Raw genomic sequence first — 23,103 nt, 5'->3', positions numbered from 1 at the left:
CCTGCCGGAGCAATTTCGAAGGCACGGGACGTGCATTGCGCCAGCCCCCCAATGCAGGGAAGCAGGGCATCGCCGCGATCCAGGCCGGGCGGAAATGCCGATGAAACCTCAGCGGCCGATAAGTCTCCGCCAGAATGAGCGGCCGCGCCGCGCCCGCAGCCACGAGACGCTGGGCAGAAGCGCGTCCTGGCGGCTCAACAACTGGTCGTGGGCGTGGACAATGGCGGCGGACTGGCGTGGGGAGTCAGGGACAAACCCGATGCCATGGTCCAAGGCGCCGAAAGGATGATAGTTCTCGCCGGCAATGCCGAGATGCTGGACCCGGCTGCGCGCCATCGCCGCCAGCGGGATGTTGCGGGCGCCAAAGAACTCACAATAGCGATCGTCTATGTAGGCCTGGCCACCCACGGCCGCCAGGGCCGCTTCGACCAGCGGCCGTCGCCAGAGCGTCCCGGCATTGCCGATGCGACCTTTCTTCACCAGGTCGGGGCCGAGCGGTTCGCCCGGATGGATGATCGAATTGTAGAGCGTCAGAAGTCCGTCGAATCCAGCCATCCGGTCAAGTCCGGCACCGAGGGCATCGCGATTGATGATCATGTCGCTATCGAGAAACAGAAGATACTGCTGATCGGAGCCGAGGAAGGACCGCCAGATGTGGGTGATGGTGCCCGAGGCGCCCCTGCGGGTGGCCGCGCGCTCAAGCTGGGCCGTCAGCCCGGTATCGGCGATAAGCCTTGCCACGTCCAGCGTCGGACTGGCGTCGTCATGGACCACGATCCGCGACCCCTGGGGCAGGATCAGTTCAGCCGCGGTGGCGAAACAGTGGCGGACGAGCTCAGCGCGTTCATGGACCGGGATGGCGACGAGAACCATGGCTGCTTCCCTGGAGCCGGGCGCTTCAGGCCGAACACGCTTCCAAGTCAAATGGCTAGAGCATGACTGCGTCCGGAAACCGCTTCACACTTCCCGACACCATGCTCTAGCATGATCTTCGGCCGGCCTTCCAGCGGCATAGCGCTTTATCGGAACCGCTTCCGCCAGCGATACAGCCGCGTGCGCAAGAAGGCCCTGAGACCAAACGGCAGTGACGATCGGCGCGGCCGGCGGTCGCCCCCTTTTTGCAGGCGCTGATGTGCCAGTTGCGCCAGGCGGCACATGGGCGGTGTCTCGAACCGGCCCAACCAGCCGGCAAGTGGCGCCGGCAAGGGCTTTGAGCGCCAGGTGAAATAGGCTTCATAGGCCGCTGGCGTCTGGATGAGATGGCGAAGATAGGCTGCCAGGTCGGCCGGCGTGGCGAAGGACGCGGCGTCGATGAAGGAATGTTCAGGCACGAATTCCGCGACATTGGGCGCGCCAAGATAGACCGGAACCGCACCGGCGAGCAGCGGATCGAAAATCTTCTCGGTGACGTAGTCAGGCGCGATCGAATTCTCCAGGGCCAGGCAGAAGCGGTAGCGGCCGATGGTCTCGATCTTGGTCTTCCGGCCGAGATCGGGGCCATCGAGCCATCGGTTCGGCCGATGCCGCCCGTAGCAATCGACGCCGATATGCCGGGAGAGCTCGGTAAGAAACGCATCGCGGCCGCTTCGGTCTATGCCGGAGGATTGAAAAAGGACGGCGGGCATGGCTTCCGTCTTCAGCGGCACCGGACTTGCCCGTGCCGCCTCCCACAGGCGCATGCCCGGAAGGTAAGGGACCCAGACGTCCGATCCGGCTTCATAGGTCATGGTGATGTCGAAGTGCCTCATGAAACCAGGATCGGCCATCAACGGATAGTTCTGCCGGCTTTCCATCGACCAGGCGACCCAGTCCTGGCCAGGATATTTGCGGGCGTCGCGTATTTCGCGGAAATCGGGAAGATGAAAGACAACCGCCGTGGCTTCGGCGATGCGGCGCCGGTCGTTGGTCCATTCCACGGGCGACGCGCAGCCCGGTATGGCCGCTATGTCGACAGGCTTGCCGAAGAAGGAGGTGTAGAAGAGGATGAGCGGATCGGTCGACGGCATGACGATCGACAACTCCAGGCGCACAGGGCTCAGCTGTTTTATGCCAATCGTCATGGCTGCGGAAGGGCGGCCTTTTGCGGCTGGCCCTGACAGCCGAGGCCTTGTCTCAGTCGTGCAATTCCCGCGCGATCGGCGGGCCGACCGAGAATGCGGAGAAGGTGACCTCGAAACCCTCGCGCTGCGGCGAACAGCACATCATGCCGACATCGACCGCCTTCGAAACCGGAAAGTAAGCGAGCCGCACCGGCTTCCAGCGGCCGTCCGCGGCGTCGAGATACTGGACGCGGATCGCCTCGCCGTGGCGGGTCAGCCTGATCCTGACGCCGTCCGGGCCGGCATGAATGGCGACCAGCGACCAGTCGGACGTGTCATTGGTGACGACGACGGAGAAATAGGCGAGACCGTCGGTGTATTCGATGCCGGCCTTGATCCAGTGCGTTTCGCTCAGCCGGACCATCAGCCCGGCCTGGTCGTAGAGCACTCGGTAGTCGCCTTTGACGGTGACCTCTGCGGTGAAATCGCCCTCGACCGGGCGATGCAGGAAATGGCCGTTGTCGCGCCAGAAGCCATAGAAGGTCTCGCGCCAGAAATCCGTTTCCTTGCCGGTGCGCACGCGCACGGCATCGCCATCGATGGCGTGGTGCGGCGGCGGGTTGAGCCAGGTCAGGTTCTGCAATGTCATCGCTTGCACCGGTCCGTTGGTGGAACGCCGGCCTGTTCGGCCGGCGTTGGGTTCAGCCTGCGAAAGTGTAAGCGGTCTTGACGGTGGTGTAGAACTCCATGGCATAGCGGCCCTGTTCGCGCGGACCGTAGCTGGAACCCTTGCGGCCGCCGAAGGGGACATGAAAGTCCACGCCCGCCGTCGGCAGATTGACCATGACCATGCCGGCCTCCGAGTTGCGCTTGAAGTGGGTCGCATGCTTGAGGCTCGTGGTGCAGATGCCCGAGGTCAGGCCGAAAGGCGTGTCGTTGGCGACGGCAAGCGCCTCGTCGTAATCCCTGACGCGGATAACGCTGGCAACCGGCCCGAAAATCTCCTCGCGCGAACTGCGCATGGCATTGGTGGCCTCGGTCAGCAGCGCCGGGCTGAGATAGAAGCCCGGCGTCTTGCGGTCGAGCCGCTCGCCGCCGAAGGCGAGCGTCGCGCCTTCCCTGACGCCGATGGCGATGTAATCCTCGTCCTGCTGCAACTGGGTCGCGTCGACGACCGGGCCGATCTGGGTCTGCGCGTCGAGCGCATCGCCGACGACCAGCTTGCTCATGCGCTCCTTGAGGGCGTCAACGAAGCGGTCATGAATGCCGTCGGTCACGATCAGCCTGGAGGAAGCCGTGCAGCGCTGACCGGTCGAGAAGAAGGCGCCGTTGAGCGCGCAGTCGACGGCGACCGCGAGATCGGCATCATCGAGCACGACCAGCGGGTTCTTGCCGCCCATTTCGAGCTGGAACTTGCGCATGTGTTCGACGCTTGCCGCGGCGACGCGTTTTCCCGTGCCGACCGAGCCGGTGAAGGTGATGGCATTGACGTCTGGACTGTCGAGCATGGCCTGACCGACCACCGAGCCCTTGCCCATGACGAGATTGAGCACGCCCTTGGGCAGACCGGCGCGGTGCAGGATGTCGACGATGGTCCAGGCGCTCTCAGGGACGAGTTCCGCCGGCTTGAAGACGATGGTGTTGCCATGCGCGAGAGCCGGGGCAATCTTCCAGGCCGGAATGGCGATGGGGAAATTCCACGGCGTGATAATGCCGACCACGCCAACCGCCTCACGAGTGATCTCGACGCCGACGCCCGGCCGCACGCTGGGCACGATTTCCCCCGACAGGCGCAATGTTTCACCTGCGAAAAAGTCGAATATCTGGGCGGCGCGAATGGTCTCCCCGATGCCCTCGGCAAGCGTCTTGCCTTCCTCGCGCGCCAGGTTGCGGCCGATCTCGTCCTTGCGCGCCGTGATCTCATCGGCAGCCTTCTTCAGCACGGCGTGACGGGCCAGCGGACCCGAGCGGGACCATGCCGGAAAGGCGGCTTTGGCAGCCGCGATCGCCTGCGTGGCCTGTTCGACACCAGCCGAGGCATATTCGCCGACCACGTCGCCAGTGTCCGAAGGGTTGATGTTGCGGGAGCCGGCATCGCCGACCCATTCGCCGTCGATCAGATTCTTTCGAAACGGAGCCATGTCCTCGTCTTTCGTGCTGGTTGGCCGCCCTGGCGGCATCTGTCGGGTTTGGTATTTGACAGACAATTGGCTCGCAGGAAAGCGCGCACTGGCCAAGCCGCCGCGACAAAAGTCCGAGGCTCCGACCAATCCGATCGGAGGCGGCTGCCCGCCCCACCCCAACGACCACCTCCCGGCTGACATCGCGAAAGCTGGTCCGAAGCAAGGCGAATTGCTCTGTACAGAAAATGTACAGTGCCTTGCTTTGCCCGATGCGGCGTGTCATGCCTCATGCCGATGGCAGCAATCGAAACGACGATCCCGCGCGCCGGCGCCACCGGCAACATCAAGGCCACTCGCGAAGACTGGCTGAACCTGGCGCTCGAAACATTGATCTCGGACGGGGTCGAACGTGTCCGGGTGCTGACGCTTGGCCAGCAACTCGACGTCTCGCGCTCGAGCTTCTACTGGTATTTCAAGAGCCGCCAGGACCTGCTCGACCAGTTGCTGGATCATTGGCGGCAGACCAATACGCGGTTCATCGTCGAGCGCGCCGGGCGGCCATCCGCGACGGTCGTCCGCGGCGTGATGAGCATTTTCGAATGCTGGGTCGACGAAAGGCTGTTCGACCCCCGGCTGGATTTCGCAATCAGGGCCTGGGCCCGCCGCTCGCCCGCCACAAGGCGCGCGCTCGATGAGGCCGACGAGGAGCGCGTCAACGCCATCCGCGACATGTTCATCCGGCACGGCTATGACGAGGAAGACGCGTTCGTGCGGGCCCGCGTGCTCTACTTCATGCAGATCGGCTATTACTCGCTCGAACTCAACGAGCCGATGAGCAGCCGCCTCACGCATGTCGCCGCCTATCTGCGCAGCTTCACCGGCGTGGACCCCTCCCCCGAGGACGTCGCGGACTTCTCCAACTATGTCGAGAAGACGCTCTCCGGCAAGCGCTGAACGCAGCTATCGGCTGAAGCCTCTCCAACGTCGTCATCCCTGGGCGAAGCGCCGTCGCGGAGACCCTGGGTCCATTCCGTGACATCAGCCGACAAGTGCAGCGCAGCAGAATTCTGCATCGCAGCGGCGCTTCCGAGTCCCGGCATGGATTCTGGGGCCTGCGCTGCGTCGCTGCGCTCCTTGCTTCGCCCTGGAATGACGAAGCGATGGGGCGCTCCTGCCAATCGTCGTCTCTCGACGCCAACACTTCCGACCCGCAGACCACCTCGGCGATCGACGGGGCTATTCATGTTCGCGATCGACTAGACACATATGTACAATACCGGTAGGTTGCACGCCATGACAGGGCGGAGTGGGACAGCATGAAATCGCAATACAGGGCGATCGTTATCGGCGGCGGCGTGGTTGGAGCCTCGGTGCTCTATCATCTGGCCAAGTTCGGCTGGAGCGATGTCGCGCTGATCGAACGCGAGGTGCTGACCGCAGGATCGAGCTGGCACGCGGCGGGTGGCTTCCATGCGCTCAACGCCGATCCCAACATCGCGGCGCTGCAGGCCTATACGATCGACCTCTTGTCCGAGGTGGAGAAGGAATCGGGCCAGAACATCGGCATGCACATGACCGGCGGCATCTCGGTCGCGTCGGCGCCGGAGCGCTGGGAGTGGCTGAAGGCCTCTTACCGCGTCTTCCAGACCATGGGCATAGACGACGTCCATCTGGTCGGTGTCGACGAGATCAGGCAGCGCTGCCCGATCCTCAACACCGAGGGCATGCTTGGCGGCCTCTACGCCGAACGCGAAGGCCATATCGACCCCTCCGGCGTCGTTCACGCCTATGCCAAGGCGGCCAGGAAGCGCGGCGCCGACATCATCGAGCACAATCGCGTGCTGGAGCTCAACCGCCGCGCCGACGGCAATTGGGACGTGGTGACCGAGAAGGGCACGGTCATTGCCGAGCATGTCGTCAACGCCGGCGGCCTGTGGGCCAAGCAGGTCGGCCGGATGGCCGGCATCGACCTGCCGGTATCGCCGATGGAGCATCATTACCTGGTCACCGAGGCCCTGCCCGAAATCCAGGCGCTCGACCGGGAATTGCCGCTGATCGTCGACCTCGAGGGCTTCACCTATATGCGTCAGGAGCAGAAGGGCCTGCTGCTCGGCATCTACGAGATCAATCACAAGCACTGGAACATGGATGGCGCGCCGTGGGATTACGGCATCGAGCTGATCCAGGAAGACACCGACCGCATCGCCAACGAGCTGGCGCTCGGCTTCAGCCGCTATCCGTGCCTTGAGACCGCCGGCATCAAGCGCTGGGTCAACGGCGCCTTCACCTTCTCGCCCGACGGCAACCCGCTGGTCGGCCCGGTGCGCGGCGTTCCCAACTACTGGGTGGCCTGCGGCGTCATGGCCGGCTTCCTGCAGGGCGGCGGCGTCGGCAAGTCCCTTGCCGAATGGATGATCCATGGCGAGCCGGAAGCGGACGTCTACGGCATGGACATCGCCCGCTATGGCGATTTCGCCGCGAACCGCGAATACATCAGGCAGACCACGGGCCAGTTCTATTCGCGCCGCTTCGTCATGAGCTATCCCAACGAGCAATTGCCGGCGGGGCGTCCTTTGAAGATGGCCGGCGCGCATGATGCGATGGACGCCGCGGGCGCGCGCTGGGGCAGTTCCTGGGGCATGGAAGTGCCGCTCTACTTCGCGCCGCAGGGCTTCGTCGAAACACCTACGCTGAAGCGCTCCAACGCCTTCGACATCGTCGGCGACGAATGCCGGAAAGTGCGTGACGGCGTCGGCCTGCTCGATATATCAGCCTTCTCGCGCTACGAGATCACTGGACCGGACGCGCAAGCCTGGCTCGACCGGTTGCTTGCCTGCGCGCTGCCAAAACCTGGCCGCGCGAAACTCGCGCCGATGCTGGGCGACAACGGCAAGCTCAAGGGCGACCTCACCGTCTTCAACTGGGGCGACGGCACGTGGTGGATCATGGGTTCCTACTACCTGCGGCAATGGCATATGCGCTGGTTCGAAAAGCACCTCGCGGACGGCGTCGCCGTGCGCGACATTTCGGATGCGGTGGGCGGCTTCTCGCTTGCCGGCCCCAATGCGCGCCGCCTGCTTGAACGGCTGACCCACCAGGATGTTTCGCACCAGGCCTTCGGCTTCCTCGCTTGCAAGACGCTGGATGTCGGCCTGGTGAGGGCAAAGGTCGGGCGGCTCTCGGTCATCGGCGAACTCGGCTACGAGATCCATTGCCAGGCCAACGAACATGCGGGCCTGCGCCGCGCGCTGCTGACGGCAGGCAGCGACCTCGGCATTGCCGAATACGGCTTCGGCGCGGTCAATTCGTTGCGGCTCGAGAAGAGCTTCGGCATCTGGTCGCGCGAGTTCACGCAGGATTACACGCCTGCAGAGACCGGCATGGACCGCTGGATCGCCTTCGGGAAGGATGACTTCATCGGCCGCGAGGCCGCTCTGAAAGAACAGAAGGCCGGATCGCGGCGCACGCTGGTGACACTCGAGGTCGATGCCGGGGACGCCGACGCGAGCGGCTATGAACCCGTGTGGAACAAGGGCAGGCTCGCCGGTTTCGTCACCTCCGGCGGCTATGGCCACACGGTGGGCAAGAGCCTTGCCATGGCGCTGGTCGATCGCGATGCGGCCGGCACCGATACTGAGTTGACAACGCATATCGTCGGCGTCGAAAGAGGGGCGCGCGTCATCGCTTCGTCGCCATATGATCCATTGGGCAAGGCGATGCGGGCGTGACCGGCAAACCGGTGCCATCCCTGCGGAAGACCATGATCAACGCTCCTTTCCCGAAACCAGGCTTGTCCGTCACGCCATGACCAGACGCTATTCCGCCCTGTCGCTGTTCAAGGAGGGCCTGGCCGGCCAGACCGGCTGGAAGCAGGCCTGGCGTTCGCCTGAACCGAAATCGTCCTACGATGCAATCGTCATCGGCGGCGGCGGCCACGGGCTGGCGACGGCCTATTACCTGGCCAAGAATCACAACATCACCAGGGTCGCGGTTCTGGAAAAGGGTTGGATCGGCGGCGGCAACACCGGCCGCAACACGACGGTCGTGCGTTCCAACTACTACTATCCCGAAAGTGTCGAGCTCTACGGGCTGGCGCACCGACTCTATGAGGGCCTGTCGAAGGATCTGAACTACAACGTCATGCTGTCGCAGCGCGGCATGGTCAATCTGTGCCACTCGACGGCCGAGATGGAGATCGGCGCGCGCACCGTCAACGCCATGCAGATCAACGGTATCGATGCCGAGCTGTTTTCGCCCGAGGACGTACGCCGCGTGGCGCCGATCTACAATTTCTCCCCGGATGCGCGCTTTCCCGTCTTTGGCGGCATCTGGCAGGGGCGCGCCGGCACGGCCCGCCACGACGCGGTTGCCTGGGGCTATGCGCGCGCGGCAAGCCGGCTCGGCGTCGACATCATCCAGAATTGCGAGATCACCGATTTCATCGTCGAGGGCGGCCGCTGCCGTGGCATCCAGACGACGCGCGGCGCGATTCGCGCAGACCGTATCGGCATGGCGGTGGCCGGCCATTCGTCGGTGCTCGCCGCCAAGGCCGGCTTCCGGCTGCCGATCAACTCCTACGCGCTGCAAGCCTGCGTGTCCGAACCGGTGAAGCCGGTCCTCGACACGGTGGTGCTGTCGCCCGGCACCGGCGTCTATGTCAGCCAGTCGGACAAGGGCGAGATCGTCATCGGCGGCGGGCTCGACCGCATCCCGTCCTATGCGCAGCGCGGCAATCTGCCGACGCTGGAGACTGTCATTGCCGGTCTGCTGGAAATGTTCCCGATCTTCGGCCAGCTGAAGCTGATGCGGCAGTGGGCCGGCATCGTCGACGTCGTGCCGGATTCCTCACCGATCATCGGGGAGTCACCGCTGCCCAACCTGTTCCTCAACTGCGGCTGGGGCACGGGCGGCTTCAAGGCGATCCCTGCCGGCGGCACGCTGCTGGCGAACCTGCTGGCCACCGGCAAGCACAATGACATCAGCCGTCCCTTCGACCTCAACCGCTTCGCCAGCGGGCGATTGATCGACGAAGCGGCCGGCTCCGGCATCGCGCATTAGAGGTCCCTATGCAGCTCTTCCCTTGCCCGTTCTGCGGCCCGCGCGACGAGACCGAATTCCACTATGGCGGCGATGCCGGCAATGTCAGGCCCGATGGCGCTGATGTGCCGATCGATCGCTGGGCAAACTATCTCTACCTCAGAGGCAATCCGAAAGGTGCGGCGCGGGAAATCTGGGTGCACATGACCTGCGGCGAGTTCTTTGTCATGGAGCGCGACACGCTCTCACACAAAGTCCTTTCCTCGGCCGAACTGGGTGGGGAGCACACGATATGACCGCTTCGCGTATCGCCCAGGGCGGCACAGCCATCGACCGGTCGCAGCCGATCCGTTTCAGCTTCGACGGCTCAACCGTCGAGGGATTTGCCGGGGACACCATCGCCTCGGCGCTGCTTGCCAATGACGTCGCTGTCGTCGGCCGCTCCTTCAAATATCACCGGCCGCGCGGCATCTGGGGCGCCGGCGTCGAGGAACCGAACGCGCTTGTCGACATCGGCGGCGAGCGGGCGACACCCAACACGCGCGCCACGACCGAGCCGGCACGCGAGGGGCTGGAAGCCAGAAGCGTCAATGCCACGCCCAGCGCGCTGACCGACCGCAACGCATTCCTCGATCGCTTTGCCCGCTTTATTCCGGCGGCGTTCTACTACAAGACCTTCATGTGGCCGGACTGGCACATGTTCGAGCCGCGCATCCGCGCCATGGCCGGCCTCGGCAAGGTCGATGCCGGCTGGACGTCACCGGGCACGGCGGACCAGATCAACCACCATTGCGACGTGCTGGTGGTAGGCGCCGGCCCGGCCGGGTTGGCGGCGGCGAGACTGGCGGCCGGCGCGGGCCTGTCGGTGACCCTCATCGACGACCAGCAGCGGGCGGGCGGATCACTCGGTCACCGGACCGGCGAGATCGACGGCAAGCCGGCGTCCGTCTGGGCCGAAGAGACGGTCGCGGCACTTGCCGCCAGTGGTCATCTGATCCTGCCTTCGACCACCGCTTTCGGCATCTACGACCACAATCTGGTCGGGCTCAACCAGCGCCATTTCGATGGCCGGCCCGACACTCTGTGGCGGGTCAGGCCACGCCGGATCGTGCTGGCGACAGGCGCCATCGAGCGGCCGCTGCCCTTCGCCAACAACGACCTGCCCGGCATCCTGTCGGCGGATGCGGGGCTCAGCTATCTCAGGCGGCACGCGGTGCTGGCCGGGCGGCGCATCGTCGTCGCCACCAACAATGATAGCGCCTACGAAGTGGCGCAGGCGGTTGCCGAGGCCGGCGCTGACGTCACGCTTGTCGACATCAGGCGAGAGGGTACGCCGACCGCGCCCGCCAAGGTGCGGGTGATCAAAGGGCGCGCGCTCGCCTCCGCCTCCGGCAAGCTGCGCGTCGAAGCCGTGACGCTGGATGACGGCAGCAGGTTCGATGCCGACTGCGTGCTGGTCTCGGGCGGCTGGACGCCGACCATCCATCTCTTCTGCCAGGCCAAGGGCAAGCTTGCCTGGAGCGAGGCGCGCGCCGCCTTCCTGCCGGGCGATCCTGTCGATGGCATCGCGGTTGCCGGTGCCGCCGCCGGCGCGGTTTCCTTGTCGGAAGTCTTCGCCGGCTGCGAAAATGCCGTTGCCGCGCCTGGGCAGGCGAAAGTCGCCATGCCGCGCAGCACCGGGGCGGAGGCAACAGGCGGTATCAGCGCCGCATGGCCCAAGCCCGGCTCAAAGGGGCGTATCTGGATCGACTACCAGAACGACGTGACGGTGAAGGACGTCGAACTGGCCGCACGCGAAAACTTCATCTCGGTCGAGCATCTGAAGCGCTACACCACGCTGGGCATGGCGACCGACCAGGGCAAGACCTCCAACCTGCCCGGGCTGGCGCTGATGGCCGGCATCACCGGCCGCACCGTGCCGGAGGTCGGCACCACCACCTACCGCCCGCCCTTCACGCCGGTGCCGCTGGCAAGCTTCGCCGGCGCGCGCGCCGGCGCGCTGATGGCACCGGTACGGCGCCTGCCGCTTGAGGGCGCGCACCGCGAAAGCGGCGCGGTGTTCCAGGAGTATGGCGGCTGGCTGCGGCCCGCCCATTATGGTGGCCGCGACGCCGACGCGGACCGCGCCATCCAGGACGAGGCGCTGCGCGCGCGCCAGTCGGTCGCGCTGTTCGACGGCTCGACGCTGGGCAAGATCGAGGTGATCGGGCCTCAGGCGGACGCGTTCGTCGACTTCCTCTACTACAACACCATGTCGACGCTGAAGCCCGGCCGCTGCCGCTACGGCTTCATGCTGTCGGAGAACGGCGTGGTCTTCGACGACGGCGTGCTGGTGCGGCTGGACGAGCATCGCTTCGTGGTGTCGTGCTCGTCCTCTCATGTCAGCGCCGTGCACGCTCGACTGGAGGAATGGCGCCAGGACCGTTTCGGCCGCGACGCGGTCTATATCCACAACGCCACTTCGGAGATGGCGACGCTGACAGTGTCCGGGCCCAATGCGCGGAAATTGATCGAAACGCTCGACCTCAGACTGTCGCTGGACGAGGCCGACCTGCCACATATGGCGGTCGGCCACGGCAGCTACGGAGGTGACGAGGTCCGCATCGCCCGCGTCAGCTTCACCGGCGACCGGAGCTATGAAATCTCCATCCGGGCGGATCGCGCCGAGCCGTTGTGGGCGCATCTGCGCGAGGCGGGCAAGGCGTTCGATGCGGTTCTCATCGGGCTTGAAGCGCTGATGATCTTGCGCGCCGAAAAGGGCTTCATCGTCATCGGCAAGGACACGGACGGCACCACGCTGCCGCACGACCTCGGCAGCGAAGGCCCCCGCACCAAACGCCAGACCGAATATGTCGGCCGCCGCTCGCTCTTCACCGATGAGGCGTCGCGAAACAACCGCCTGCAGCTTGTCGGCCTGACCGTACCTTCCGGCGAGGCGCCGCTGCCAACCGGCGCGCACGGCATCAAGCGAGGCAACGGCAGACTGCACAGCCAGGGCTTCGTCACCTCGAGCTACCTCAGCCCGGCGCTTGGCCGGCCCATCGCGCTCGGCCTGATCGAGCGCGGTGCGGCCCGCCATGGCGAGACGATCGAAATCCAGCACCTCGGCAAGATCAGCAGCGCGACGATCGCCGCGCCTTGTGCCTTCGACCCGGCAGGAGACCGGCTCCATGCGTGACCTCGCGGAAAAATGGCCCGTCGCGCCTGATTGGCGAAGCGCCGCGATCGAAGTGCCTAGTCTGAAGATCAGGCCAGTGGCGGGATTGCACCAGCGCCTGGTCAGCGGCGATCTCGGCGCGTGGGCGCAGGCGTCCGGCTTCGATGGCACAGCCGTCGGCGCATTCGGCGCGGCCGAGGGCATACGCTACTCCATTCGTGTGGCGCGCGACCGGCTGCTCGCGGTATCCTCAACGCCCGTCGGCATGGCCACGGGCTGGTTCGTCCAAGGCTTCGCCGTGACGGAGATCAGTGCCGGACTGCAGGTGTTCGATGTCGAAGGCGACGCGCTCGATGCCTTCATCGCGCGCGGCACGACGCTCGATCCAGGTCAGGAGAGCGCCAGTGCGGCGCTTTCCTTCGCGGGCACCAGCGCTTTCGTCTACCGCCACGAGGGCAGATTGCGCATCCATGTCGACCGTGGCCTTGCGCCCTATCTGTGGACGTGGATGGAAGAAGCCGCCGGCCACATCGCGGCCGGACGCTAGAGTGCTTCATGTTTTGACGGAAGCGTAACCGGCGTTTTCGAAGTAGTTCTTGCATTCGGCTGCCTCGATGGTTTCGACGAGGTGGCCGATGTAGCGCCAAGTTTCCTCGACGGTTCGTTCCGGGATTGACGCATCCAGTGTTTGATCTTGGCGAAGGCCTGCTCGATCAGATTGAGGTCCGGAGAGTAAGGCGGCAGGTACTAAAGCCTGGCGTCGGCAGCCTCGATTCAAAGTCAGAGAGCCACCCCTAGTTGCCAAAATCGAATGAGCAGCCTGCAAGCTGATTTTCGTTACACAGCCATAGACGCGATTCCGCCAATCTGCCAAGAAAGGCGTGTTAAAAAAGGGGAACCTGCAAATGCGAGTTGCTGCACTTGTTCTGGCGTTAGTAATGTCCACGCACGCCTACGCCTTCGATTCCCAGAAACTCGACCAAGCAATCGGTGTTTTCCGTAGTGGAACAACGGCCGAGGGTTACATTGCGCACAACGCGGACAGAGTTCTGGCCAACCTCGCAGGCCATTGGATAGATACATTGGATAGATACAGACACCTTTTCGTCGACTGAAATGAGCAGCGTCTACGATAATGCCTGTGTGCGTAAATACTTAGCCATTACAGACGTCAATCAGAACGGTTTCTCAATTGTTCGTGGACAAGCAAGCTCTCGCCAGTTACACACGCAGTTTTCCTTAATGACTGGCAACGTGTACGTCTTCACTACGCCTATAAATGAGTACCTAACCATGATGGGAATGAATGCGACCCAGACGCCAGATGCAACGAAGCGCCAAGCAGGGTTCTCAAACAACGGATTGGCAACCATATCGAGAGCGGACGAGGACACGCTTGTTATCCAGAAAAACTATAGCATGCCGAGCATTTATGTCTGGTGCCCGAACTAGATGCAAACGGCTTAGGATAGAGATTTTTTGTAGACACTTGCATCGGAGGTGACGAATGCCGTTTCTTGTAATTTTTGCGGGCGCCGTCGGCGTCGTTTTTATGTTGTCCGCGATAAATTCGGTTACAGTGTGGGGAAAGACCTGCTATTACATGGGAGAAGTGAGTGTAAATTCGACATGCATGGCTCCAGCGATATATTTTACGCTTTGGGCTATGTTTATAGCTATCCTTCTGGCTGGTATATCGTGGATGGTTAAGGTCTATCTCTTGGACGGAGCATCGTCACTGACCTCCAGTTCCTATCGGCCATCGGCGTCCGGACAAGATCATAGTCACGAAACCCAGTCTGCTATTACGACAATTCCTACAAGACCCGAGTTTTCATACGATTTGAAAAAGTGGGAGACCTTGAAAGAGGTCGATTCCGATATAAAGGCTGCGTCAGTCAAGCTTTCCGCTCTAGGGGTCGGCTACGAGGCTGAGCTTGCCGAGAAATATCTCGTCTTGAGTGATAAGAGCTATCTACATGCACTAGTAGCCCGCGTCGAAGAGGGCGCAGCCCGGAAGGCCGAGGAGTTAAAGCAGATCGAACAGTCCAGCCGGGCCTTGAGTTCGGAGAAGTCAGCGAAAGCCTATAAGGCGTTAATGGCGGAGCTGTCCGAGAATGGCGGGTTGGATCCACGCACCGGAATTAAGGTGACGAGTGTGACGGAGTTCTTTGGCGAAAAGGCCTCAGGCTGGCATGGCGGCTTGAAGATCGTGTATGAGGACGGAAGTGTCCAGATCCGCGATGCTGGCCGGACGCGTCTATTCAAGACTGAGGATGAGGCAAAGAGCTGGGGTGGCTAGACAGCGGCTCCGGTGCTGGGTGGCGTAACGGCGAAAGGCTTGGGAGGCTGTGCATTTGCTCCGGGGATGGCAACTGGCTCCGCCGCCACTGGCCTCGACAGATTTGATACGATTAGGTTCCTTTGTCTGACTTGAAGATAGATGGAATTCTCCAGGCATGCCATCGGCCCGCGTTGTGATGTATGACGGTTTCAACACGGTGAAATTTACCGACCAATATTCGTCGGCGAACGTTGTTAAGCGGCGTGGGAATGCACAGTCATTCCGTCCTGTTCTAGAATCGAGGCCTATGGCCGCCATCAACTCCTGATGTGTCTAACCCTGCGGCCAATGAAATCCACATAGGTCAGCAGAACTGCTACGGCGAATAGCCCATTCCGACGAGGAAGCCTTGCCCAAGAGTGGCTCGCGCTGGGTGGTTATCTTGCACCGCCACGAGGCTCTTTGCGGCGCTCCCGCGATGCCGGAACCTTGCCGGTCCACAGATAGACTTTGTGCTCACCGCACCCGCTAGCATTGGGCGCCATGCGGAAGCCTTTGAGGTCGAAGGCGTCGGCGAACAGCACGCCATCCTGACGCATCCACAGCACCGTCTTGCTGGGTGAGTTATCGCCCAGGTTGGCGATTTCCCGCAGCGTGATGTGACCCTGCCGTACGAGCAACCAGATAGCTTTGGTCTTGCGGGTGTTCTACCGGATGCTAGCTAGAGCAATTCCAGGAAAAGTTTGAGCGGCTTTCCGTCCGGAATTGCGTTAAAGTTTCGCCAGCCTGCTCAGAGCGTGAACGACCAGAACAGGCAGGCCAGCGTCGCCGCGGCGAAGACCACGAAGAACAGGCTGCGCAACAGTATATTGCGGCGCAGTTCGTTCATGACGAAATGACAGCCGACGACCGCCACGGCGAACAGGAACCGCCAGTTCAACAATGCTGCCAGAACCCCGCTCTGGCCAAAGGCCCATCTGGCGAGAAGCCCGCCGACGATGGTGGCGAAGAGCACGATGACCGTCCAGAAGATCGCATCGGCGGCATGGGTGAGCACGATGCTCGCCGCCCGGATCGGCAAGATCATCATCAGCAGCGCGCTGAAGAAATAGACGGCGGCCAGCGGGATGAAGGTGGCGGCATCGGCGATGCCGTCGAGGCGCTTCACGCCGAACGCGCCATAGGGATAGCCGTGCCGTGCGACCGCCAGGCTGAGCGCCATGAGCAAGGCCGTCAGCACGGTGACGAGCGCGAAAGTCGTGAGAGCTTTGCTCATGATGTTCCTGTCCACTGCGAATCAGACAGGAACCGTTTTATCGAGCGCTCGTAAATTGCACGTAAGCGCGACCCGCCCGGGCGCGTTATCGATCACCGCAATATGCCTACTCGGCGGCAATCCTGCCGGCCGAGCGGTTGGCCAGCACTAAGCCGACTTCGTCCACCGCCTGCGACGCGCGCTTCAGGATCGCCTCGGAGCGCAATACGCCATCGGTGAAGTCCTTGTCGGTGGCATAGACGGCGGTCGGCAAGGCAAAGGCCTCGAAGAAGCCGAACAGCGGCCGCAGTTGATGTTCGACGATCAGGGCGTGGCGCTCGCCGCCGCCGGTGGCCGTCAGCAGGATCGGCTTTCCGCGCAAGGCGGCCGGATCGATCAGGTCGAAGAAGTGCTTGAACAGACCGGTGTAACTGCCCTTGTAGGTCGGCGAGCCGACCACCAGCACATCCGCCGCCAGAACCTGCGCCAGGATCGCCTGGGCCGGTTCGTCGAGGTCCCTCGCCCATCTTGCCGTGCCCAGCGAGGGTCCGACATCCTCGACATCATAGGTGCTTGCCGACAAACCATGGCGGACGGCTATGTCCCTGGTGACGAGCTCGACGAAGGCGCGCGTCTTGGACGGCCGGGTGATGTTGCCGGAAAAGCCGACGACTGTTGGATTTGACATGGCGATGGGCCTCTTTGAATGAACAGGCGAAATGGTGTCGAGGCGGGCCTCGCCCGCCATCGGGGAATCAGCTCCAGGCGTGCAGCGGCGGCTTTTCGCCGTTGAGGAAATACTTGCCGAGGATCGAATACTTCCAGCGAACCGGATCGTGCAGCGTGTGCGTGCGGGCGTTGCGCCAGTGCCGGTCGAGATTGTGCTCGGCGAGCGTCGATCGCGTGCCGGCCAGTTCGAACAGCTTGTTGGTGGCGGCGATGGCGACCTCGGTCGACAGGATCTTGGCCTCGGCGGTGACGATCTGGGCGTGCGCCACCGTTTCGGCCGTCGGCTCCGCCACGGCCTTGTCGATGGCGTGGCCCGCCTTTTCCAGCAGAGCCTGTGCCGCGTGCAGACGCAGCGTCAGGTCGCCAACGGCCTGGATGGTGTAGGGATCGTCCCACGCATTGTCGACGCCGCTGTCGATCCAGGCGCGGCTCCTCGTCCTGACGAAATTGACGGTCTCGTCGATCGCGGCCTGGGCGATGCCGGTGTCCACGGCCACCTGGATGATCTGGAAGATGGCGCCGTCGGCGGTCGGCCTGTCGAAGCCCTTGTAGCCGGGAACCAGGTGCGTCTTCGGCACCTTGACGTTGTCGATGATGACGGTGCCCGACAGGGTCGTGCGCTGGCCGAAGCTCGACCAGTCGTCGATGACGGTGAGGCCCGGCGCGCCCCGGTCCGCGATGGCGTACCAGGCGCGGCCCTGGTCATCGACGGCGACGATCGGCACGAGATGGGCGAGCAGCGCGCCCGACGAATAGAACTTGCGGCCGTTGACCACGACATGGTCGCCGGCATCGGTGAAGCGGGTCTCGAAATCGGCGGCCCGCTTGGACCCGAATTCGGAGAAGGCGTTGCCGAACCGCGTGCCTTTCAGCACCTCGGCAAACAGCAGCTTCTGCTGGTCGAGGTCCGCGACGGTGCGGATGGCGGCGACCACGCCGAGATGGTTCTGGGAGATCTGGCCGATGGAGGAGTCGGCCGCCGAGATGATCTCGACCACCTTGGCAAGCGTCGCATAGGACACTTCGGGACCGCCGAAGGCCTTCGGCACGTTGATCGACCACAGGCCGCTCTGCGAAAAGGCGTCGAGTTCGGCAACCGGCCAGATCCGCTCGCGGTCGCGCCTGGAGGAGTCCTTGACGAATTCGGCCGCGAGCGCATGGGCAACCGCAATCGCTTCGGCATCGTCCTTGATGATGTGCGCCGGCGCCGATGGCCTTGCAACGGGGGGCACGGCGGCGGAGGCCTGGTCTGTCTTCACGGTCGAGACGGTCATTTCACTGCTCCTTGAGATTTCGGTTCACGCGACGGCATGGAGATGGGTTGATCGGGGGGCCGGCGAAGCCTCTTGTCCGAGATAGAAGGCCCTGATGTCCTCGCGCTGGCGCAGATCAGCGGCGGCGCCGGATAGGACCGAGACGCCGTTTTCGAGCACCGTGGCCTGGTCCGCGTATTTGAGCGCGACGGCGGAGTTCTGCTCGGCGACAAGGATGGACAGGCCGGTGTCGCGATTGAGTTTCTTCAGCGTCTGGAAAATGTCCTGGACGATGAGCGGCGCGAGCCCCATCGACGGTTCGTCGAGAACCAGCAGGCGCGGTCGCGACATCAGCGCCCGGCCGATGGCCGTCATCTGCTGTTCGCCGCCGGAGGTCAGTCCGGACAAGGTCCGGCGCTTTTCCTTGAGCCGGGGGAAATAGGCGTAAATCCGCTCGAGATCGGCGTTGATCTCGGCGCGGCGGCCGCTGCGGCCTATGCCGCCGGCGACCAGATTGTCCTCGACTGAAAGGCTCTTGAAGCAGTGCCGGCCCTCCAGAACCGGCACCAGGCCGGCGCGCACGAGATCGCCCGGCGCGCGGCGCGAGACGTCCGAGCCGTCATAGCGGATCGAGCCGGCATTGACCTGGCCACGCTCGGCCGGCAGCAGGTTGGAGACAGCCTTCAGCGTAGTGGTCTTGCCGGCGCCATTGGCGCCGAGCAATGCCAGGATTTCACCACGCCTGATCTGGAAGCCGACGCCATGCAGCGCCGTGATGGCGTGGTTGTAGGTGGCGTGCACCGCATCCACCGCAAGGATGATGTCGTCATTGTGCATGGCTGTTTCCGTGCTTCATGTGAGACGGGCGCCGAAGAGACATCAGCGGCGCCCCGCGCTGATCAGTTGGTGGCCACCGCATCGGCATCCGCGGCGGTGCGCAGCTTGATGCCCTTTTCGGCGGCGTAGGCTTCGGCGGACTTTTCGATGATGGGCCTGAGCAGCGCCCAGTCCGGCGCGATCCAGTCGGAGACCACATTCCACTTCTTGCCGTCCCACTGCTGGAAGGTCACGTAGCCCTCGCCTTCATGGTTGTCCCAGCTGACATTGATCGAGTGGAACAGGTCCTTGGCACCGAGCGCCTCGACCTTGGCCGGGTCGAGCTTGAGATGTTCGAAACCCCAGCGCACTTCGTCGCCGGTCAGCGTGCGATGGCCGAACTTCTCCTGCGCGACGCGGATCGCCTCGACATTGAGGATGCCGTTGACGATGCCGAGATTGTGGTAGACCGAGCCGATGCGCGCCTTGTCCTCCAGATTGCCCTTGCCGGCGCCGTAGACGGTCTTCACGATCTCCTGCACCACCGGATAGGCATTGCCCGAGGCCTGGGTGGTGATGGCGGTGTAGCCCTTGGCGGCGTCGCCTGCGGGGATGACGTCCTCTTCCGAGTTCGACCAGACATTGCCGACGATGTGGTCGACGGGATAGCCGACCTTGACCGCGGTCTTCAGCGCCACCGGGTTCATCACGCCCCAGCCGCGCAGGACGACGAAATCAGGCTTGGCGCGGCGAATGGTCAGCCATTGCGACTGCTGCTCGTTGCCGGGGTGCGGCACCTCGATCTGCTGGACCGTGAAGCCGTATTTCTGCGCCAGCAATTCATAGATCGGGATGGTCTCCTTGCCGTAGGGCGAGCCGTGATAGAGCACGACGATCTTCTTGCCCTTCAGTTTGTCAATGCCGCCTTCCTTGGAGGCGATGTAGTTCACGATGCCTGACGTCTCGCTGTAGGGATTGAGCAGCAGCGGGAAGACATAGGGGAAGACGCGTCCGTCGGTGGAATCGGTGCGGCCGTGGTTGACCGTGATCAGCGGCACCTTGTCGGCGGTGATGCGATCGATCATGGCATAGGCGATGCCGACCGAAAGCGGGTTCCAGGCGGCGGCACCGGCATGGCTCTTCTGGCGCTCATAGCATTCGACGCCGCGCTCGACCTCGTACTGGGTCTCGCATTCGTCCCAGGTCAGCTTGACGCCGTTGACGCCGCCGTCGCGGATGTTGATCAGGTTGAGATAGTCGATGAACCCGCCGAAGAAGCCGGTGCCGCCGGCCGCATAGGGCCCGACGCGATAGCTCTGCAGCGGGAAATACTGTTCGTCGGCGTGGGCGGCCGGCAGGGCCACCGACACGATCATCGCCGCGGACAGCGCCGCCGCCTTGATTGTGCTCAGGAACGTCATGGTCCGATTACTCCTGTTGGGCCGTCTTGGTTCGGCCTCTGGTTTATTTTCAGATGCGCTTGATTTCAGATGCGGGCTCAGGTCGTTTGCCAAGCGAGCAGGAGCCGTCTTCGGATCCTGTCCCAAAGGGCCACGAGCCCATCCGGTTCGAGGATCAGAAACAGGATGATGAGCGCGCCCAGCACGATGCGCTGGCTCATGTCGAGCACGCCCGAGTCAAAGACATCGCCGAGCAGGAAGCCGCCGAGGCGGGACAGAGCGAGCGGGAAAACGACGATGAGGGCCGCGCCGAAGAAAGCGCCGCGGATCGAGGCCAGACCGCCAATGATGATGATGAACAGGATCTGGAACGACCGGTCGAGATTGAAGCCCGCCGGTTCGACGGTCCTTAGATAGGCGAAGGCCCAGATGACGCCGGCGACGCCGATGATGAAGGACGAGATGGCGAAGGCGAGCAGCTTGGTCTTCAGCACCGGTATGCCGATGATGCGGGCGGCTGTCTCGTTGTCGCGGACGGCGATGAGATTGCGCCCGGTCTGCGAGGAGACCAGCCGATGAGCGAGGAAGGTCAGGACCGCGACGATGGTGAGTGCGAAGAAATAGCGGCCGACGGCGCCGTCGAGCGCAAAGCCTGAAATCGACAATCTCGGTGCGTCGATGACGCCGGAGGCCGAGTCGTTGGAGAACCAGCTGAACTTGGTCAGCGCCCACTGCACGAAGAACTGCGCGGCGAGCGTCGAGACGGCGAGATAGAAACCTCTCAGCCGCAGGCTGGGCAGGCCGAAGACAATGCCGATCGCGGCGGCGACAATGCCGGCGAGAAAAATGCTGCCGATCAGCGGCAGGCCCTCGACCCTCAGGTTGAAATTATAGGCGGCAAACGCACCCGCCGCCATGAAGGCGGCGCTGCCCAGCGAGACCTGGCCGGCATAGCCGGTGAGGATGTTCAGGCCGACGCCTGCCAGGCTGAGCGCCAGGAACGGCAGCAGGATGGCCTCGAACAGGTAGCTCGAGCCGATGAGCGGCACGACGCCATAGGCGAAGGCGAGCAGCAGCACGGGCACGACCCATTTCGGCAGCACGGGCGCGGATGAAAACTCGGCTGGTATTGCGGCCACGGCTCAGACCCTTTCCACGAGCTTCTGGCCGAACAGGCCGGAGGGGCGGATGAGCAGGAAGACCAGCGCGACGACATAGGCGAACCAGCTCTCGATGCCGCCGCCGAAATAGTCGCCTATATAGACCTCCGCGAGCTTCTCGCTGGCGCCGATCAGGAGCCCGCCGACAATGGCGCCAAGGATGGAATCGAAGCCGCCCAGCACCAGCACCGGCAGCGCCTTGAGCACCACGAGGGAGAGCGAGAACTGCACGCCGAGGCGCGCGCCCCAAAGCAGTCCCGCGACCAGGGCGACAAGACCGGCGGCGGCCCAGACCGTTGCCCAGATCAGCGGCAGCCTCAGCCCCACCGCGAGAGCGGCGAACTGGTCGTCGGCAACGGCGCGGAAAGCAAGGCCGATGCGGGTGTAGCGGAAGAACCGCGACAGAAGCACAACCATGCCGGCCGCGACCACCGCCGCGAAAATATCGAACTGGCTGATCAGCACGCCGCCGACTTCGAGCGGCACGTCCTCGATGCCGAGGTCGAGGCCATGCACCTGCGTGCCCCATATGAGCTGGGCGGCGCCTTCGATGATGTAGGACAGACCGAGCGTCGCCATGAACAGGGTGATGGGCGGCTTGTTGGTGAGCGGCCGCAGCACGGTGCGCTCGATGGCGACGCCGATCGCTACCATGATGGCGAAAGTGACGACCAGCGCCAGTGCGAACGGCACGCCGCGCTCGACCAGGCTGACGAAGGTGAGCGCTGCGAACAGCAGCAGCGCGCCCTGCGCGAAATTGAGCACGCCCGAGGTCTTGTAGATCAGCACGAAGCCGATCGCGACAAGCGAATACATGACGCCGGAGAGCAGGCCGCCGACGAGCACCTCGATGAAGAACTGGTAGTCGAAATCGGCGATCATATGCCTGCCCTTCCTTCATTGCGAGAGAGGGCCTCATTGTCGGAGGCGACGCCGAGATAAGCATCGATGACGCGCGGGTCGTTGCGGACCTCGTCCGGCGTGGCGTCGGCGATCTTGCGGCCGTAGTCGAGTACGGCGATGCGATCGGAAAGGCCCATGACGACGCCGACATCGTGCTCGATCAGCACGACGGTCGTTGCGAAGCGGTCTCGCGCGGCGCGCACGAAAGCTGCCATCTCGCTCTTTTCATTCGCCGTCATGCCGGCCATCGGTTCGTCAAGGAGAAGCAGGCGTGGCTCCGCGACCAAAGCGCGGGCGAGTTCGACGCGCTTCTGCAGCCCGTAAGGCAAGGTGCCGGCAAGACGGTCGCGGACGGCGGCGAGATCGAGGAAGTCGAGTATCTGATCGGCGCGATTCAAGGAGTCGCGCCGTTCCTCCCGCGAACGGCCGATGCCGAGCACCTGGCCCGCGAAGTTGGAACGAACCTTGTAGGCGAGGCCGGCAGCGACATTGTCGAGAACGCTGAGACCCTTGAACAGCGCGAGGTTCTGGAAGGTCCTGGCGACGCCGAGACGCGCCAGGCGTTGTGTCGGCACCTGGGCGTAGCCGATGCCGTGGAGCCCGATATGGCCACGGTCGGGGCGGTAGACGCCGCTGATGACATTGATCAGCGAGCTCTTGCCAGCGCCGTTCGGCCCGATGATGGCACGGATTTCGCCCGGATTGACCGAGAGGTCGATGTCGGCGAGCGCAACGACACCGCCGAAGGACAGGCCGATGCCCTGAAGCGACAGCAGCGGAGCCGGACCGGCCACCGGTTCCACGGACACGGCGCGGCCTTCCGCCTGTTCACCGGACAGCAGGCTTGCCGGCAGGCCCCGCGCGAAGACCTCCGGCGCATAGACCGAAGCTTCCATCAATCCCAAAGCAGAACCGGACAACGCCATTTCGACTATCCTCGACCGCGC

At 63.7% G+C, this 23,103-nt stretch carries 20 protein-coding genes and 1 pseudogene; 7 read left to right on the top strand and 14 right to left on the bottom strand.

The window, feature by feature from the left end; genetic code table 11:
• Positions 1 to 108: 108 nt before the first annotated feature.
• From FFS37_RS01500 to FFS37_RS01485, 4 genes are all read right to left on the bottom strand, one after another.
• Positions 109 to 873 carry a glycosyltransferase family 2 protein gene (locus FFS37_RS01500; protein WP_137929157.1) on the bottom strand — a complete coding sequence of 255 codons (765 nt, stop codon included), beginning with the start codon at positions 871 to 873 and terminating at the stop codon, positions 109 to 111.
• A gap of 146 nt (positions 874 to 1,019) precedes the next feature.
• A complete protein-coding gene (locus tag FFS37_RS01495) occupies positions 1,020 to 2,006 on the bottom strand; it encodes a glycosyltransferase family 10 fucosyltransferase (protein WP_137929156.1) in 987 nt (328 codons plus the stop codon).
• Positions 2,007 to 2,112: 106 nt separating this feature from the next.
• Positions 2,113 to 2,688: a DUF1349 domain-containing protein gene (locus FFS37_RS01490; protein ID WP_137929155.1), complete on the bottom strand. Its 576-nt coding sequence runs from the start codon at positions 2,686 to 2,688 to the stop codon at positions 2,113 to 2,115.
• Between the two features lie 52 nt (positions 2,689 to 2,740).
• Positions 2,741 to 4,180, bottom strand: a complete 1,440-nt coding sequence (locus tag FFS37_RS01485; RefSeq protein ID WP_137929154.1) for an aldehyde dehydrogenase family protein — start codon at positions 4,178 to 4,180, stop codon at positions 2,741 to 2,743.
• 276 nt (positions 4,181 to 4,456) lie between these two features.
• Here FFS37_RS01485 and FFS37_RS01480 point away from each other — a divergent pair, with 276 nt between their 5' ends.
• From FFS37_RS01480 to FFS37_RS01455, 6 genes are all read left to right on the top strand, one after another.
• Positions 4,457 to 5,116 carry a TetR/AcrR family transcriptional regulator gene (locus FFS37_RS01480; RefSeq protein ID WP_171026136.1) on the top strand — a complete coding sequence of 220 codons (660 nt, stop codon included), beginning with the start codon at positions 4,457 to 4,459 and terminating at the stop codon, positions 5,114 to 5,116.
• Between the two features lie 362 nt (positions 5,117 to 5,478).
• Complete coding sequence (locus tag FFS37_RS01475; RefSeq protein ID WP_137929152.1) at positions 5,479 to 7,890, top strand: GcvT family protein; 2,412 nt, start codon at positions 5,479 to 5,481, stop codon at positions 7,888 to 7,890.
• A 76-nt stretch (positions 7,891 to 7,966) separates the two neighbouring features.
• Positions 7,967 to 9,220, top strand: coding sequence for a sarcosine oxidase subunit beta (locus tag FFS37_RS01470; RefSeq protein WP_137929151.1), 1,254 nt, complete (start codon positions 7,967 to 7,969; stop codon positions 9,218 to 9,220).
• An 8-nt stretch (positions 9,221 to 9,228) separates the two neighbouring features.
• A complete protein-coding gene (locus FFS37_RS01465; RefSeq protein WP_137929150.1) occupies positions 9,229 to 9,495 on the top strand; it encodes a sarcosine oxidase subunit delta in 267 nt (88 codons plus the stop codon).
• Positions 9,492 to 12,377, top strand: coding sequence for a sarcosine oxidase subunit alpha family protein (locus FFS37_RS01460; protein WP_137929149.1), 2,886 nt, complete (start codon positions 9,492 to 9,494; stop codon positions 12,375 to 12,377). Before FFS37_RS01465 ends, FFS37_RS01460 begins: the two co-directional genes overlap by 4 nt.
• On the top strand, positions 12,370 to 12,903 hold the full coding sequence (locus FFS37_RS01455; protein ID WP_137929148.1) for an aminomethyltransferase family protein: 534 nt from the start codon (positions 12,370 to 12,372) through the stop codon (positions 12,901 to 12,903). Before FFS37_RS01460 ends, FFS37_RS01455 begins: the two co-directional genes overlap by 8 nt.
• A gap of 6 nt (positions 12,904 to 12,909) precedes the next feature.
• Here FFS37_RS01455 and FFS37_RS01450 read toward each other — a convergent pair.
• A pseudogene (locus FFS37_RS01450) lies at positions 12,910 to 13,103 on the bottom strand (transposase); the annotation flags it as partial.
• Between the two features lie 760 nt (positions 13,104 to 13,863).
• Here FFS37_RS01450 and FFS37_RS01445 point away from each other — a divergent pair.
• A complete protein-coding gene (locus tag FFS37_RS01445) occupies positions 13,864 to 14,658 on the top strand; it encodes a hypothetical protein (RefSeq protein ID WP_137929147.1) in 795 nt (264 codons plus the stop codon).
• A gap of 419 nt (positions 14,659 to 15,077) precedes the next feature.
• On the opposite strand, the gene FFS37_RS01440 is transcribed toward FFS37_RS01445, so the two are convergent.
• From FFS37_RS01440 to FFS37_RS01400, 9 genes are all read right to left on the bottom strand, one after another.
• Positions 15,078 to 15,320, bottom strand: coding sequence for a hypothetical protein (locus FFS37_RS01440; RefSeq protein ID WP_137929146.1), 243 nt, complete (start codon positions 15,318 to 15,320; stop codon positions 15,078 to 15,080).
• A gap of 110 nt (positions 15,321 to 15,430) precedes the next feature.
• Positions 15,431 to 15,916 (bottom strand): hypothetical protein, encoded by a 486-nt coding sequence (locus tag FFS37_RS01435; protein WP_137929145.1) that lies wholly within the window; start codon positions 15,914 to 15,916, stop codon positions 15,431 to 15,433.
• Between the two features lie 106 nt (positions 15,917 to 16,022).
• On the bottom strand, positions 16,023 to 16,583 hold the full coding sequence (gene msuE, locus FFS37_RS01430; protein ID WP_137929144.1) for an FMN reductase: 561 nt from the start codon (positions 16,581 to 16,583) through the stop codon (positions 16,023 to 16,025).
• Positions 16,584 to 16,650: 67 nt separating this feature from the next.
• Positions 16,651 to 17,898 carry an SfnB family sulfur acquisition oxidoreductase gene (locus tag FFS37_RS01425; protein WP_137929143.1) on the bottom strand — a complete coding sequence of 416 codons (1,248 nt, stop codon included), beginning with the start codon at positions 17,896 to 17,898 and terminating at the stop codon, positions 16,651 to 16,653.
• Between the two features lie 24 nt (positions 17,899 to 17,922).
• Positions 17,923 to 18,714, bottom strand: a complete 792-nt coding sequence (locus FFS37_RS01420) for an ABC transporter ATP-binding protein (protein WP_137929142.1) — start codon at positions 18,712 to 18,714, stop codon at positions 17,923 to 17,925.
• Between the two features lie 62 nt (positions 18,715 to 18,776).
• Positions 18,777 to 20,114: an ABC transporter substrate-binding protein gene (locus FFS37_RS01415; protein ID WP_137929141.1), complete on the bottom strand. Its 1,338-nt coding sequence runs from the start codon at positions 20,112 to 20,114 to the stop codon at positions 18,777 to 18,779.
• A gap of 77 nt (positions 20,115 to 20,191) precedes the next feature.
• Entirely contained in the window at positions 20,192 to 21,223 is a 1,032-nt protein-coding gene (locus FFS37_RS01410; protein WP_408631426.1) for a branched-chain amino acid ABC transporter permease, read from the bottom strand.
• Between the two features lie 12 nt (positions 21,224 to 21,235).
• On the bottom strand, positions 21,236 to 22,135 hold the full coding sequence (locus FFS37_RS01405; RefSeq protein WP_137929139.1) for a branched-chain amino acid ABC transporter permease: 900 nt from the start codon (positions 22,133 to 22,135) through the stop codon (positions 21,236 to 21,238).
• Entirely contained in the window at positions 22,132 to 23,082 is a 951-nt protein-coding gene (locus FFS37_RS01400; protein WP_137929138.1) for an ABC transporter ATP-binding protein, read from the bottom strand. Before FFS37_RS01400 ends, FFS37_RS01405 begins: the two co-directional genes overlap by 4 nt.
• Positions 23,083 to 23,103 lie beyond the last annotated feature (21 nt).

Origin of the sequence: Mesorhizobium comanense, from assembly GCF_005503535.1 — a bacterium.
In the GTDB taxonomy this organism is placed as follows: domain Bacteria; phylum Pseudomonadota; class Alphaproteobacteria; order Rhizobiales; family Rhizobiaceae; genus Mesorhizobium; species Mesorhizobium comanense.
The sequence above is the reverse complement of the archived record's forward strand: the minus strand, read 5'-3'. Positions and strand labels throughout refer to the sequence as shown.